Source organism: Agathobaculum hominis, from assembly GCF_014288055.1.
GTDB lineage: Bacteria > Bacillota > Clostridia > Oscillospirales > Butyricicoccaceae > Agathobaculum > Agathobaculum hominis.
The window spans coordinates 90,028-104,740 of sequence record NZ_JACOPK010000001.1; the positions used below are offsets into that span (position 1 = coordinate 90,028).

Here is a 14,713-nt window from a genome sequence, read left to right on the forward strand (position 1 = left end):
CAACAGACTGGGCAGACCGCAAGGTCTGCCTTTTGTTATATAAAGGGAAGCATAGAGCGGGAGACCAGAGGGCGCGATGTCCCGTTTTCCGCGCTTAAAGGGCGAAAATCTGTGCTGAATGCACAAAATTCGTCAGATGGCGCTCGGCGCATTTACAGATTGTTAACTTTTTGCTATAATTTATTTGCATATCATGGCGTTCCGCCGCTGCGGCAGGGGGAACGTCGCAGCAAGAGAAATAATTTAAGGAGTGTGGGTATGCAGAATAAAACTATTTCTATGGATGCGGCGCACGATTTCTACGCCAAAATGCCGCTGGCACGAGCCATTCCGCTCGGACTCCAGCACGTTTTCGCCATGTTCGTCGGCAACCTCACGCCGCTGCTCATCATCATGGGCGCGTGCGGCATTGCAGGCGGCGAGTTCGCGGATCTCCAGGTCAGCGTCCTTCAGAACGCGATGTTTGTTGCGGGCGTGGTAACGCTCGTTCAGCTGTTCGCCATTGGCCCGATCGGCGGCAAGGTTCCGATCATCATGGGCACGAGCTCGGGCTTTATCGGCGTGTTCAACAGCGTTGCGGCGACGATGGGCGGCGGCGTGATCGCCTACGGCGCGATCATGGGCGCGTCCATTCTCGGCGGTCTGTTTGAAACCGTGCTCGGCTTCTTCCTCAAGCCGCTGCGCCGGTTTTTCCCGGCGGTCGTCACCGGCACGGTCGTTCTGAGCATCGGCCTGTCGCTGATCTCGGTCGGCATCAATTCCTTCGGCGGCGGCAACTCCGCGAAGGACTTCGGCTCGATGGAAAATCTGCTGCTCGCACTTTTCGTACTCGTGGTGATCCTCGTGGTCAAGCACGGCTGCTCGGGCTTCCTCGGCTCGTCTGCGATCTTTGTCGGCATTATCGCCGGCTACATCGCGGCTATCATCATGGGCTTCGTGCTCCCGACGACCGCAGTTGACGCGGACGGCGTGGAGTTCACCAAGGCGTGGGTGCTGAACTGGGACAAGGTCGCACAGGCGGGCTGGTTCTCGGTACCCAAGCTCATCCCGGTAAAGCCGGTCTTTGATCTGCGTGCGATCCTGCCGGTCCTCGTTATGTTCATCGTTACCGCTGTTGAGACGGTGGGCGATATTTCGGGCGTTATGGAGGGCGGCATGGGCCGCGAGGCGACCGACAGGGAGCTGTCCGGCGGCGTCAGCTGCGACGGTCTGGGTTCCTCGTTTGCGGCGCTGTTCGGCGTTCTTCCGAACACCTCGTTCAGCCAGAACGTCGGCCTTGTCACCATGACCAAGGTCGTCAACCGCGGTGCGCTGTCCATCGGCGCGATCTTCCTCATTCTCTGCGGCCTGATTCCGAAGCTCGGCGCGATCGTTTCCATCATGCCGCAGTCGGTGCTCGGCGGCGCAGCGGTCATGATGTTCTCGTCCATCGTCATCAGCGGTATCCAGCTGATCACCAAGGAGGAAATGACGCCGCGCAATCTGACGATCGTTTCGGTCGCTCTCGGCGTCGGCTACGGCATGGGCGCGAATATGTCCATTCTGGCGCAGGCCCCGCAGGCGATCCAGCTGATCTTCGGCGGTTCCGGTATTGTTCCGGCAGCGTTCGTAGCGATCATTCTGAACATCCTTCTGCCGAAGGATAAATAAAGATTCTTTTTACCGTCAGCTGACGGTATACCTTCCGCCGATACAGCGGTGCGCCGCTGGAGGCGAGGTTTACGCTCAAAGTGAGCGTGCACAGTGGCCGCCTTCGGCGGCCGGGGGAGCCGGTGTTCACCGGCGGGAATGCCGCCGTCTGGCGGCGGAGACGCCGGTGCCCACCGGCAGGGGCAAAAGGGGACAGGACACCAAGTATGGTTTCCTGTCCCCTCTTGACTCCCCAGACCTTCCTTTGCGCTGACACATCGGAGATGTGCAGCGAAACGGGGGTTACGGGGGCTCGGTTCCGTGCGTTTTTCAGCTTATATGTGGCTGAGCTGCCCTGAATTTTCCTTGCGTCAACCGCCGCGCATAACAGTGCGCGGCCATTCTGTGCAGGGCGTTTGCTTTCTGCTGCGAAAAGCTTCGCTTCGATCAAGAGCGTGCCCTTGGAGCACCAAACGCCCCTGTGGGCCCTTCGCTTTTAGACGCGCGACCGAAGGGAGTCGCGTCCTAAGGAAAGGTTGGGGAGTCAAGAGGGGCAGGGAAACCTTGGTGTCCCTGCCCCTTTTGCCCCCGCCGCCGGGCGGCGGCCAATGCACACGCCATGTCATGGCGAACACCCCTCGTCCCGGGAGGGCCTGCCTCGCCTGCGGCGGCAGGCCGCCGGAACGGCGGAAGGTATACCCTCAGCAGAGGGTAAAAAAAGATTCACCTGCGGCGGCAAGCCGCCGGAACGGCGGAAGGTCAATCTCCTGCTTCAGGTAAAACCTTTTTCAGGGCTGTTTCCTGCGCCAGCAGGTTTTGCAGCGCCTCCGGCGTGTCGGCGTCCTCAAGCTCCGCCGGATGCCCGGCAGCAAACAGCCGCACGCATTCCGTGTGCTGCCGCAGCACAGCGCCGCCGCCTTTCCCTTCGGGAAGGTGCAGCAGCGCGTCAAAATACCCGCGTCCGAACAGGACGGGACTGCCGACCGTGACCGGAGAGCCATTCTCCGGTGCACACAGCCGGAAAATGTCCCGTTCTTTTTCCTGCGAGCACGCAAACGCAGCGCACATCCCGTCTACGGTGCTGCGCCGCAGCAGCGGCTGATCACCCGGCACAAACAGACAGCCGCACAGCGCCGGCTGCCCGAGCAGCAGGGCGGACAGCCCGAGCCGCACGGTGTCGCTGCGGTGGGGCAGGGCGTGCAGCAGCGCGGGAACGCCCAGAGCTGTGCACAGCCTGTGAACCTCCTCCGAGCGCGTTACGACCAGACGCGGCGCGATGCCGGCCGTTGCTGCCAGTGCGCGGCACAGCATCGGCTCGCCGCCGAAGTCCGCGAGCAGCTTGTTCGACCCGAACCGCCGCGCAAGGCCGGAGGCCATGATGACCGCGCCGACTGCTTCATTTTTCATCGGCGAAATACCGCGCGAAGCGCTCCTTGTCCGCGTGCACGCATTCATCCCGGTAGCTTTCATAGCGCTGCATGAACTCCTTTGCTTCATCGGTCAGCACGCTGCCGCCGCCGCCGCGTCCGCCGATCGTTCGGCGCGTAAACGCGAAGCCGAGTACCTTCTCGGCGCGCCGCAGCAGATGCAGCGCCTTGGTGTATGCCATTTCCATCGACTGCGCCGCGCTGCGCAGCGAGCCGGTCTCTTCGACTGCGTGCAGCAGCCGCAGCGGACCCTCACCGAAAAAGCGCTCGCCGTTCTCGTCGTACAGATAGACCCGGATGACCGGACGCATAATTACCACCTCCGCACAAAAAAACTCGTTGTAAATTGATAACGATAACGCTATTATAGCAAAAAGTATGGTAAAATAAAAGATGTAAAGATAGATTTGGAGAAATCTCTCCGGAACATAGAGAGGAAAAAACAAATGATCACGATACGGGAATACAAAAAGGTTCAGTCGCTCGAGGAAGCGTATGAGCTGAACCAGAAGAAGTCGAACCGCATCATCGGCGGCATGATCTGGCTCAAGATGGAAACGCTGAACGTCGGCACGGCGATCGACCTGTCCGGCCTCGGTCTGGATGCTGTCGAGGAGACGGAAACCGAGTTCCGCATCGGCGCGATGGCGACGCTGCGCACGCTCGAGACCCACGAGGGCCTTGCGGCGTACACGAACGGAGCGATGCGCGAGAGCGTCCGCCATATTGTCGGCGTGCAGCTGCGCAATCTCGCGACGCTCGGCGGCAGTCTTTACAGCCGCTTCGGCTTTTCCGATGTGCTGACCATGTTTCTGGCGCTCGATGCATCGGTCGAGCTGTACAAGGGCGGCATTGTGCCGCTTTGCGAGTACGCGGAGCGCAAAAAGGACCGCGATGTGCTCGTGCGCGTCATCGTGCCGAAAAAGGCGGGCGCGCGCTTTGACTACCGCTCGGTCCGCCCGACCAGGACCGACCTGCCGACGCTTACCTGCGCGTCCGTGCGCGAGGGGGACGGCTGCCGCTTTGTCATCGGCTCGCGCCCGGCGCGTGCCATGATCTTCACCCCGGAGGCGGGTTCGGCGGAGCAGATGGCCGAACAGGTACAGCGCGAGGCGGTGCTCGGCTCGAATATGCGCGGCAGCGCGGCGTATCGCAGAAAGCTCGTCGGCACGCTTGTCCGCCGCGCGGCGGAAGCACTCGAAAACACGGCGGAATAAAGAGGAAAGATTATGCTTATCACAATAAACTTAAACGGAAAAAAGATCGTCGATGACGTTTCGGCGGATACGCTGCTCATCGATTTTGTCCGCGCGCACGGCTGCAAGAGCGTCAAGCGCGGCTGCGAGACCGCAAACTGCGGCCTGTGCACGGTATTCATGGACGAGAAACCCATCCTGTCCTGCTCGATGCTCGCGGCGCGCGCGAGCGGTCACAGCGTCACCACGCTCGAGGGCCTTCAGGACGAGGCGGCCGAATTCGGCGCGTTTATCGCGGACCAGGGCGCGGAGCAGTGCGGCTTCTGCAACCCCGGCTTCATCATGAACGCGCTCGCGCTGTTCCGCGAGAAGGAATACCCGACCGAGGAGGAGATCAAGGAATACCTTGCAGGCAATCTGTGCCGCTGCACCGGCTACGAGGGTCAGCTGCGCGGCATTCTCGCGTTCCTCGCATGGAAAAAGCAGAAGGAGGAGGGCAAGGCATGAAGGTCGTAAACAAACCGCTGCGCAAAAAGGACGCGATGCAGCTCGTCACCGGTCAGCCGGTGTACATGGATGACGTGATCCCTGAGGGCTGCCTGTGCGTCAAGCTGCTGCGCTCGCCCCACGCGAACGCCATCGTCGAGAGCATCAGCACCGCTGCGGCGATGAAGGTGCCCGGCATGGAGCGCATCTTCACCTGGGAGGACGTGCCGCAGGACGGCCGCCGCTACACGCAGGCAGGCCAGACCTATCCCGAGCCGAGTCCGTATGACCGTCTGGTCATCGACCGCCATGTCCGCTTTGTCGGCGACGTCGTTGCGATCGTCGCAGGCGAGGACGAGAAGTGCGTGGACAAGGCGATGCGGCTGATCAAGGTCAAATACAAGGTGCTCGAGCCGCTTTTCGACTTCACCAAAGCCAAGGACAACCCCATCCTCGTGCACCCCGAGGACAACTGGGAGAGCCTTGCGCCGGTGGGCGCGGATAATAAGCGCAATCTGTGCGCGCACGACCAGTGCGGCAGCGGCGACATCGACGAGGTGCTCCGCACGAGCGACATCGTGATCGACCGCGTTTACCATACCCGCGCCTGCCAACAGGCCATGATGGAGACCTTCCGCACCTATTGCAGCATCGACGCCTACGGCCGCCTGAACGTGCTCAGCTCGACCCAGATCGTGTTCCATACGCGCCGCATCATCGCCAACGCGCTGCACATCCCGAAGAGCATGATCCGCGTCTCCAAGCCGCGCATCGGCGGCGGCTTCGGCGCGAAGCAGACCGCGGTCAGCGCAGTCTATCCGGCGTTCGTCACGTGGATGACGAAAAAGCCCTCCAAGATCATTTTCAGCCGTGTCGAGAGCCAGACCGCATCCTCGCCGCGCCATGAGATGCAGATGCACGTCCGTCTCGGCGCAACGAAGGACGGTATCGTGCGCGGCATCGACCTCTATACGCTGTCCAATACAGGCGCTTACGGCGAGCACGGCCCGACAACGGTCGGCCTGTCCGGTCATAAGTCCATTCCGCTCTACGGCAGGGCCGAGGCGTTCCGCTTCACGAGCGACGTTGTGTATACGAACATCATGTCTGCGGGCGCGTACCGCGGCTACGGCGCGACGCAGGGCCTGTTCGCGGTCGAGAGCGCGGTAAATGAGCTTGCCGCCAGACTCGGCATGGACCCGTTCGAGCTGCGCGAAAAGAACATCGTCAGGGAAGGCGACGTCATGCCGGCCTATTATGGTCAGGTCAACACGAGCTGCACGCTCGACAGATGTCTTGCGCGCGTGCGCGAGATGATCGACTGGGACAATAAGTATCCCTGCCGCGACATGGGCAACGGCAAGGTGCGCGCGGTCGGCATGGGCATGGCGATGCAGGGCTCGGGCATCACAAGCATGGACGTCGGCTCGGCCTCGCTCCAGCTCAACGATTTCGGTTTCTATACGCTGCGCATCGCGGCGGCGGATATGGGAACCGGCTGCGACACCACGCTCGCGCAGATCGCGGCCGAGGTGCTCGAGTGTCCGCTCGACAAGGTCATCACGCTCGGCGCGGATACCGATTCCTCGCCGTATGACTCCGGCTCCTATGCGTCGAGCACGATCTACGTCACCGGCAAGGCGACCGAGAAGTGTGCGCTCGAGCTGCGCGATAAGATCAAGGCGTTCGGTGCGGAGATGATGGGCGTAAAGGCCGAGGAGGTTTCGTTTGACGGCGCGCGCGTGCGCGTGGAGACCGGCGAGCAGGAGGGACGCAGCGTGACCCTCGAGGAGATCGGCGCCTCGACCCAGAATAACAATAACACCGCGCTCGAAGCGACGGTTTCGCATACCTCCGAAATTTCGCCTCCGCCGTACATGGTCGGCGCGGCCGAGATCGAGCTCGACAAGGAGACCGGCGAGATCTCGGTCGTCGACTATGCGGCCTGCGTGGACTGCGGCACGCCCATCAACCCCAATCTGACGCGCGTGCAGGCGGAGGGCGGTCTGCTCCAGGGCATCGGCATGGCGCTGACCGAGAACGTCACCTATGACGAAAAGGGCGTCCTCGCGGAAAATTCCTTCCTCCAGTACAAAATCCCGACGCGCGTCGATGTGGGACGCATCCGCGTCGAGTTCGATTGCAGCTATGAAGATGCCGGCCCGTTCGGCGCGAAGTCGATCGGTGAGGTCGTCATCAACACGCCGCTCCCGGCGATTGCGGATGCTGTGTACAACGCGACCGGAAAGCGCTTCTGCGAGCTGCCGATCACGCCCGAAATGGTCGTGATGGAGTAATCTGCCTGCCTTTGTGCAGGGTGGATAGAATGAAAAGCTGTTGTTTATGCAATGTGCGAGGCTGTAATGGTCAATATGCACAAAAATACAACGCTGCGATTGTGAGATATTCATAAAATCCGACTCTTGTATTCCTGTGAAGAATCGTGTATTATAATACCAGAGTTCAAGAAAAGGACTCACGAGAAATAGGAATACAAGATGCAAAGGAGAGAATAATCATGATGAAGGGCTTTTTTAATGGTCTGGTAAGCGCACGTATGATGGAGCTGGAGGGCGAGCGCGTATGCGCTAAGACGCTGCAGCGCGGCAAGCGTACTGCACGCTAAGCGCAGCCCCGAAAACTGATATTCTGTTGCTCACATAGATATTGAGAACCTCCCGGGGAACCGGGAGGTTTTTGCTTTTCTGCGGAAGCAAGCCGTTGCTTTTTAACCGTCGGCTGACGGTTGACCTTCCGCCGATACGGCGGCTTGCCGCCGCAGGCGAGAGAGGCCCTCCCGGGACGGGGGATGTTCGCCATGACATGGCGTGGGGAAGGCCGCCGCCCGGCGGCGGGGGCAAAAGGGGCAGGGACACCAAGGTTTCCCTGCCCCTCTTGACTCCCCGACCTTTCCTTTGGACGCGACTCCCTTCGGTCGCGCGTCTAAAAGCGAGGGGCCCACAGGGGCGTCTGGTGCTCCAAGGGCACATCCTTGATCGAAGCGGAGCTTTTCGCAGCAGAACGCTGTCGCCCTGCACAGGATGGCCGCGCACTGTTATGCGCGGCGGTTTACACAAAGTAAATTCAGGACATAACAGCGTCCCAAAATCTGCCCGACGCACGGAACCGAGCCCCCGTACCCCTGTTTCGCTGCACATCTCCGATGTGTCAGCGCAAAGGAAGGTGAGGGGAGTCAAGAGGGGACAGGAAACCATACTTGGTGTCCTGTCCCCTTTTGTCTCCGCCGCCAGACGGCGGCATTCCCGCCGGTGAACACCGGCTCCCCCGGCCGCCGAAGGCGGCCAATGACCACGCCCTCCGAGGGCGTAAAGTCGCCTTCAGCGGTACCCCGCTGTATCGGCGGAAGATTTTGCGTCTGCTGACAATAAAACGAAAAAAGCACCGGCGAGAGCCGGTGCTTTGCTTTTCGGGATGAAGATCAGTCGAAGATCCACTCTTCGGCCTTTTCCTCGCCGCAGTATTTCTTGAGGGTCTCGCGGATTGCGCGCGGACCGCGGTTAAGCTCGTTGAACATGCGGACAACGGTCTCGCCGACGCCGATCTCGAACAGGTTGACGCCGAAATAATAGCGGTTCGCGAGCAGCGGATACAGCTGTGCCTCCGGGCACTCGTCACCGAGCTTGGGGTTGCCCATCAGGCTGCGGACATGCTCGATGTTCGGGTCCGGGCTGAGCTCGAATGCGTCGCCGCGGTCATCAACGCCGACCAGATAACGCAGCCAGCCTGCCAGCACGAGCGGGATATAGACCAGCTTGGTCGCACGGTGTGCCGGAAGCATGGAGTTATAGTAAGCGTACAGCGTGGTGCCGAAGCGCGGCGCGATCTTGCGGGAGGTGTCGGTCGCGGTGCGCTGCGGAGAATCCTGAAGGAAGGGGTTCGGGTAACGCTCGCCCAGAACCTCGTGCAGGAATGCCTCGGGGTCGATAACGCCCGGGTCTGCGACCATCGGCATTGCCTCGTTCTCGCTCAGACGGGTGATCAGGTTGACAAGCTCCTTGTCCTTCATCTCTGCGCTGACCTGCGTGTAGCCGAGCATGCAGCCGAAAATGCCGAGCGCGGTGTCCATCGGGTTCATGCAGGTCGCGACCTTCATCTGCGCGGACTTCTCGACGATGTCGCGGCGCGTGATGATAACGCCGCACTGCTCGAGCGGCGGATGGCCGTTCGGGAAGGCGTTCTCGATGAGCAGGTAGTGCGGATTTTCCGAGTTGACGTAGATCGCGCCGACCGAGCCCTTTTCGGTAACGAACGGCTGCGCACCCTCAACACCGTCGTCGGTGAGCGCCTTGGCGATGCGCTCGTCCGGATGCGGCGTGATCTTGTCGATCATGGAGAGCGGGTAGGTGTTCTTCTTGATGAGGGCGAAATACTCGTCCTCGGTGATAAAGCCGTGCTGCATCCAGGCCTGGGTCATGTAGCGCATGGCGCGCTCGAGACGAACGCCGTTATCCGAGCAGTTGTCGAGAGACACGAGCGCGAGCGGAGCGAGACCTGCGCGGACGCGCGAGAGGCACAGGGACGCGAGCTTGCCGAAGAACGAATGGCAGGCGTCCGGGCCGCTCTCCATGTCGGCCTTGTAGTCGGGCAGGAAGTCGTGCGCATCGTTCTGGATGGCGTAGCCCTTCTCGGTGATGGTAAAGGTGACCATCTGGAGGGAGGGAGCGGTGAAGACTTCCTTGAGGCGGGCGCCGTCCTCGCTGAGCTTGAGGCTCTCGGTGACGGAAGCGACGATCTCCTTGTTGATGGTGCCGTTGGAATACAGGGTCACGGACAGCGACAGATGGTCGCAGGCGCGGTAGCAGCGGTCGATCAGCTCCTCATCGTAGCCGTCGCAGCAGATGATGCCGGTATCGGTCAGGCCTGCGGTGAGCAGGCGCTGCGCCAGAACCGCAGGAAAAGCGCGGAACAGGTTGCCTGCACCGAAATGCAGCCAGGTCGGGGCCTTGTGCGTAGCCTCGCGCACGGCGTCAATGTCGTACTGCGGCAGGCGGTAACCCTTCCAGGACGCGTTATGTTTGATACTCTCTTTTGTCAGTTTCATAAAAGCGGTCACATCCTTTCAGTGAACGGAGCAGCGAGCGGAAAAGCGTCTTTTTCAGGCGAAAAGGCGGTCAGTCGCGCCGTTCGTCTCCTATCGTATATAGTATACCAAAAAAACGGGCGCTTGCATAGAACAATTTCGTCAAAATCACAGAACAAAAGGAAAATAGCGCAAAAGAAAGCCGCCGCAGTAAATACAGTGACTGTCGCGCGGCAGCGCGCATGAAAAAGCGTTTGCTGTGCAAACGCAAAGAAACCGGGGACATGCGCCTCGGTTTCTTTACATTGAGAGGGAGAAAGTTTCTGCACAGGAACTTTCGGACGTCTGTGTTCTGCGCAGTCAGAACACATCTGCCGGAAAAGCGTGAGCTTTTCGGCAAGATAAAAGCCGCCCGGGGAGCGGACGGCTGAAAATTCATATGAGTCTGGCGTGCTTACTGCGCGGAGTCGGACGCGGCGGTCTCGGCGGCCGTGCCCGGCAGGGCACTGTAGATGCGGCAGACGAGGCGCATGACGACGTAGACGAGTACGATCTCGAGCGGGAGGAGAATGAGGTTTTTCGGCACGCGCGTGACGAGCAGCAGGCTCATCGCCTTGCCGCCGGTAATGGTCAGCCAGAGCGTGTTCAGGCAGATGTTGCAGAACACGTTGATGCAGGCCTTTGCGCCGATGGCGCGCCAGACGGTGATCTTGCGCGGATACAGCCACAGACCCCAGATCAGGCCGCCGACCACTGCGGTCAGCGTGTAGCCGGGAAAGTACGCGCCCATGGACAGGTTGCCGGCGAAATAGCCGAGCACATCCGTGCACACGCCGGCCATCATGCCGACGACCGGGCCGAACAGCATGCCGATGGCTGCGTTGCACAGAAAGCCGAAGCCGATGCGCAGATTGGGCGGCAGCTTGATGGTCAGGCCGAGCAGGTCGAGCGTGATGTTGATGGCGATGAGCAAGGCGGTCACGGCGATGCAGCGCGTGCTCTTCAGCTCATGCAGCGAGCGGACGAAGATATTCTGTTTTTTGGACATAGAAAAAGACACCTCCATAATAAATTCATCTGTTGCCACAGCGATTTAGGAGATGCCTAAACAGTTGCAGCAGCGGGATGCGGCTGCAATACCGCAGGGGACTCGGTCCCTTTCGTCCGCTGAACAACTCCCCGTCTCAGCGGCACTTAACGCATTGCAGTCTACTCTGCTTTTTCTGTTCTAATTGTATCATGAAAACGCCGCTTGTCAAGGGAAAATTGTACAATATTTGTGCGGCGATTTTGTGCAATTCATTCGCGGATATGCTATAATGGTTTCATAGGACGATACCGCGTTCACCGTGCGGCACTGTCCTCAGGAAAAACGGAGGGAAAGACCGTGAAAAAAGTAAAGGGACAGATGTCCGAGTCGCTCGTTCTGGGGCTGCTTCTTGCGCTCGCAGGCGGTTTTTTTGATGCCTATACCTATCTTTGCCGCGGCGGCGTGTTCGCGAACGCCGAAACGGGAAATATCGTGCTGCTCGGCGCACATCTCGCCGAGGGCGATTGGGAAAAGGCGCTGCGCTATCTGCTGCCGATCGTGGCGTTTGCGTTCGGCGTGCTGTCCGCCGAGCTCGTCAAGCGCCGCTTCAAGTCGCGTCAGAACCGCAACATCAACATCCACTGGCGTCAGATCGTCGTTCTGGGCGAAATGGTGCTCGTGACGATCGCCGCCCTGCTGCCGCAGTCCGCGAACGCCATGGTCAACATCATCATCTCGTTCGTCTGCGCCATGCAGGTCGAGACCTTCCGCAAGGTGCGCGGCAGCGCCTTCGCGACCACCATGTGCACGGGCAATCTGCGTTCGGGAACCGAGCAGCTTGTCATCTGGCGGCAGACGGGAGACCGCGGCGCCGCGAGAAAAATGAAGAATTACTATTCGATCATCCTTGTTTTCATCCTCGGCGGCGCGATCGGCGCGCTGGTGACGAATGCAGTCGGGGAGAAGGCGCTGCTGCTGACGCTCGTGCCGCTCGCGGCCGTGTTCCTCATCATGTTCATCGAGGAGGAGCGCGAGGAGCTGGAGGAAGAAATTTCGGGAGGAAGAGCATGAGCATCAGACTGATCGCCGCAGACATGGACGGAACGCTGCTCGACAGCCGCAAGCAGCTGCCTGAGGGACTGTTTCCGCTCGTGCGCGCGCTGCATGAGCGCGGCGTGCGCTTCGCTCCGGCCTCGGGCCGCCAGTTTTACACGCTCTACGAGCAGTTCGGTGAGATCGCGGACGAGCTTATGTATATCAGCGAGAACGGCGCGATGATCTGCGACGGCGCGGAGTGCGTCGGCTTTTCCGCCATGCCGCGGGACGTTGTGCTCGATGCCATCGAGCGGGTGCGCACGCTGCCTGGGGCCTATACGGTCATTTCCGCCCGGAGCGGTGCATTTTACGAGAAAAATTCATCTGTTGAGGCGGTGCGGAATTTCAATATGTACTGTGCGCGCTGCACCGAGGTGCCCGATCTTGCGGAATTCGCCTCGCGCGAGCCGATCTGCAAGGTCGCGCTGTGCTGCGCCGGACGCGCCGAGCAGGTGCTCATGCCGGCGTTTGCCGACTTTGCCGGACGGGCGCAGCTCGCACTCTCGGGCACGGACTGGGTCGACCTCATGCGGACCGGCGTGAGCAAGGGCGGGGCGCTCGAGGAGCTGTGCGGCACGCTCGGCATCACGACGGCGGACTGCATGGCCTTCGGCGATTACCTCAACGACATCGAGCTGCTGCGCACGGCGGGCGAGTCCTATGCCATGGCGAACGCGCACGAGCAGCTCGCCGCACTCGCGAAATACCGCTGTCCGTCGAATGACGAGGACGGCGTATGCCGAACGATCCGTGCGGTTTTTGATCTGTAAATCAGGAAAGAAAGAAGGAGATCATTATGGAGATAGCAGAAATCCTCAAGCTGCGTCAGAACGCGAACGGTCTGAACAAGCTGATGAATATGCACGTTATCACGCTCGACAAGGACGGCGGCGCGACGGTCGAGGTCGAGCTGACCGATGAGCTGCTCAATCCGCTCGGCATGGCGCACGGCGGCACGATCTTCACGCTCTGCGACATTGCGGCCGGCTCGGCGGCGGCCTCGCAGGGCACGGTCGCGGTCACGCTCGACAGCACCATCAACTACTACCGTCCCGGCCGCGCCGGTCACAGGCTGACCGCTGTTGCGTATGAGCGCAAGCGCGGCAGAAAGACCTCTGTGTTCATGGTCGAGGTGCACGACGACGAGGGCAAGCACATCGCGGACGCGACGTTTACCATGTTCTACACGGGTCAGACGTTGGACGATATGAAGCATTGAGCGGCGTGACGAAGGCGATCGTCGAGCCGCTGCTCCAGTGGTACGACGAGGGACATCGAGACCTGCCGTGGCGGCGCGAGGCGGCGCCCTACCGCGTCTGGGTGAGCGAGATCATGCTCCAGCAGACGCGCGTCGAGGCCGTGCGCGGCTATTACGAGCGGTGGATGCAGGCGTTTCCGGATGTTCGTGCGCTCGCCGCGGCGGATGAGGCGCAGGTGCTCAAGCTGTGGGAGGGGCTCGGCTATTACAGCCGCGCGCGCAATCTGCACCGGGCCGCGCAGCTGGTCTGCGAACGGTACGGCGGCACGCTCCCGGCGGATTATGAGGCGCTTCTGGCGCTGCCGGGCGTCGGAGAATATACCGCAGGAGCGGTCGCGTCCATCGGCTTCGGTCTGCGCGTCCCGGCGGTAGACGGCAACGTTCTGCGCGTTGCAGCACGGCTGAACGACGATTTTATGCCGATTACGGACGCAAAACAGAAAAAACGAACGACCGGTCATTTTTCAGAGATCACGCCGGAGGACCGTCCCGGTGACTTTAACCAGTCCTTGATGGAGCTCGGCGCGACTGTCTGCCTGCCAAACGGCGCACCGCGCTGCGGCAGCTGCCCGGTGCAGCATCTGTGCCTTGGGTATCATCACGGTCATGCGGAAATCCTGCCGGTACGCGCCGCGAAAAGGGCGCGCCGCATCGAGGAGCGAACCGTGCTGCTCGTGCGGTGCGGGGAGGAGGTCGGCATCCGCCGCCGCCCGAAGACCGGTCTGCTCGCAGGCCTGTGGGAGCTGCCCTCGCTCGAGGGAAAGACCGGCGCGAACGAGCTTCGCGCGCGGCTCAGCGCACGCGGATGGCAGGTCGAAAAGCTGCTCTCCCTGCGCGGCGCGAAGCATGTTTTCACGCACGTTGAGTGGCACATGAGCGGCTTTGAGGTGACGCTCGCGGAAAAGCCGGAGGGACTGACCTTCGTCACGCCGCAGGCGCTTCGCGAGAGCTATGCGCTGCCGAGCGCGTTCCGGGCGTTCCTGTCCGTTCTGGAGGAGTGACAAAATGAAGTTGGAAACCATCGTGCACGACATTCCGCCGCTTTACGATGCGGAGTCGCGCGTGCTGCTGCTCGGTTCGCTGCCGAGCCCGAAATCGCGCGAGGCGCACTTTTTCTACGGCCATCCGCGCAACCGCTTCTGGCCGGTGCTCGCGGCGGTGCTGGGCGAGGAGACGCCCGAAACCATCGAGGAAAAACAGGCGATGTGCCGCAGGCACCACATCGCGCTCTGGGACACTGTCGCGAAATGCGACATCGCAGGCGCGTCGGATACCTCGATCAGAAACGCTGAGCCGAACGACATCGGCCGCCTGCTTCGCGAGAGCAAAATCGAGCGTATCTTCGCTACCGGCGGCAAGTCGGGTGAGCTCTACAGAAAGCTCATCGAACCCAAAACCCATGTACCGATCACGGTGCTGCCCTCGACCAGTCCGGCGAACGCCGCGTGGACGTTTGAGCGGCTCGTCGAGGCATACCGTGTGATTCTATAAGAAAGAAGGCGTATTTGCTACGGAAAAGCAGCTGTTCCCTAATTCTGCACTTAAAAAACT

Annotated in this window: 14 protein-coding genes and 1 riboswitch; of the genes, 9 read left to right on the forward strand and 5 right to left on the reverse strand. The window is 60.9% G+C overall.

The window, feature by feature from the left end:
• The first annotated feature begins 258 nt into the window (after window positions 1-258).
• Complete coding sequence (locus tag H8S02_RS00390) at window positions 259-1,650, forward strand: uracil-xanthine permease family protein (RefSeq protein WP_186968741.1); 1,392 nt, start codon at window positions 259-261, stop codon at window positions 1,648-1,650.
• A 738-nt stretch (window positions 1,651-2,388) separates the two neighbouring features.
• On the opposite strand, the gene H8S02_RS00395 is transcribed toward H8S02_RS00390, so the two are convergent.
• Window positions 2,389-3,036: a nucleotidyltransferase family protein gene (locus tag H8S02_RS00395; RefSeq protein WP_243166344.1), complete on the reverse strand. Its 648-nt coding sequence runs from the start codon at window positions 3,034-3,036 to the stop codon at window positions 2,389-2,391.
• Window positions 3,026-3,367, reverse strand: coding sequence for a winged helix-turn-helix domain-containing protein (locus H8S02_RS00400; protein WP_186968742.1), 342 nt, complete (start codon window positions 3,365-3,367; stop codon window positions 3,026-3,028). Before H8S02_RS00400 ends, H8S02_RS00395 begins: the two co-directional genes overlap by 11 nt.
• A 135-nt stretch (window positions 3,368-3,502) precedes the next feature.
• On the opposite strand from H8S02_RS00400, the gene H8S02_RS00405 reads away from it, so the two are divergent.
• The 3 genes from H8S02_RS00405 to H8S02_RS00415 are packed head-to-tail and all read left to right on the forward strand — an operon-like array spanning window position 3,503 to window position 7,035.
• Window positions 3,503-4,273 carry an FAD binding domain-containing protein gene (locus H8S02_RS00405; protein ID WP_186968743.1) on the forward strand — a complete coding sequence of 257 codons (771 nt, stop codon included), beginning with the start codon at window positions 3,503-3,505 and terminating at the stop codon, window positions 4,271-4,273.
• Between the two features lie 12 nt (window positions 4,274-4,285).
• Window positions 4,286-4,759 (forward strand): (2Fe-2S)-binding protein, encoded by a 474-nt coding sequence (locus H8S02_RS00410; protein ID WP_186968744.1) that lies wholly within the window; start codon window positions 4,286-4,288, stop codon window positions 4,757-4,759.
• Window positions 4,756-7,035 (forward strand): xanthine dehydrogenase family protein molybdopterin-binding subunit, encoded by a 2,280-nt coding sequence (locus H8S02_RS00415; RefSeq protein ID WP_186968745.1) that lies wholly within the window; start codon window positions 4,756-4,758, stop codon window positions 7,033-7,035. Before H8S02_RS00410 ends, H8S02_RS00415 begins: the two co-directional genes overlap by 4 nt.
• A gap of 1,142 nt (window positions 7,036-8,177) precedes the next feature.
• Here H8S02_RS00415 and H8S02_RS00420 read toward each other — a convergent pair.
• From H8S02_RS00420 to H8S02_RS00430, 3 genes are all read right to left on the reverse strand, one after another.
• A complete protein-coding gene (locus tag H8S02_RS00420; RefSeq protein WP_186968746.1) occupies window positions 8,178-9,800 on the reverse strand; it encodes a mannitol dehydrogenase family protein in 1,623 nt (540 codons plus the stop codon).
• A gap of 8 nt (window positions 9,801-9,808) precedes the next feature.
• On the reverse strand, window positions 9,809-10,108 hold the full coding sequence (locus H8S02_RS00425; protein ID WP_186968747.1) for a hypothetical protein: 300 nt from the start codon (window positions 10,106-10,108) through the stop codon (window positions 9,809-9,811).
• A 125-nt stretch (window positions 10,109-10,233) separates the two neighbouring features.
• Entirely contained in the window at window positions 10,234-10,827 is a 594-nt protein-coding gene (locus H8S02_RS00430) for a folate family ECF transporter S component (protein ID WP_186968748.1), read from the reverse strand.
• A 68-nt stretch (window positions 10,828-10,895) separates the two neighbouring features.
• Window positions 10,896-10,998, reverse strand: a riboswitch (THF riboswitch).
• Window positions 10,999-11,166: 168 nt separating this feature from the next.
• On the opposite strand from H8S02_RS00430, the gene H8S02_RS00435 reads away from it, so the two are divergent.
• The 5 genes from H8S02_RS00435 to H8S02_RS00455 are packed head-to-tail and all read left to right on the forward strand — an operon-like array spanning window position 11,167 to window position 14,653.
• Window positions 11,167-11,880 carry a YoaK family protein gene (locus tag H8S02_RS00435; protein ID WP_330601912.1) on the forward strand — a complete coding sequence of 238 codons (714 nt, stop codon included), beginning with the start codon at window positions 11,167-11,169 and terminating at the stop codon, window positions 11,878-11,880.
• A complete protein-coding gene (locus H8S02_RS00440) occupies window positions 11,877-12,674 on the forward strand; it encodes a Cof-type HAD-IIB family hydrolase (protein WP_186968749.1) in 798 nt (265 codons plus the stop codon). The genes H8S02_RS00435 and H8S02_RS00440 overlap by 4 nt, the downstream gene beginning before the upstream one ends.
• Before the next feature lie 26 nt (window positions 12,675-12,700).
• Window positions 12,701-13,123: a PaaI family thioesterase gene (locus H8S02_RS00445; protein WP_186968750.1), complete on the forward strand. Its 423-nt coding sequence runs from the start codon at window positions 12,701-12,703 to the stop codon at window positions 13,121-13,123.
• A 5-nt stretch (window positions 13,124-13,128) separates the two neighbouring features.
• Window positions 13,129-14,163, forward strand: a complete 1,035-nt coding sequence (mutY, locus tag H8S02_RS00450; RefSeq protein WP_186968970.1) for an A/G-specific adenine glycosylase — start codon at window positions 13,129-13,131, stop codon at window positions 14,161-14,163.
• Between the two features lie 4 nt (window positions 14,164-14,167).
• On the forward strand, window positions 14,168-14,653 hold the full coding sequence (locus H8S02_RS00455; RefSeq protein WP_186968751.1) for a DNA-deoxyinosine glycosylase: 486 nt from the start codon (window positions 14,168-14,170) through the stop codon (window positions 14,651-14,653).
• The last annotated feature ends 60 nt before the right edge of the window (window positions 14,654-14,713 follow it).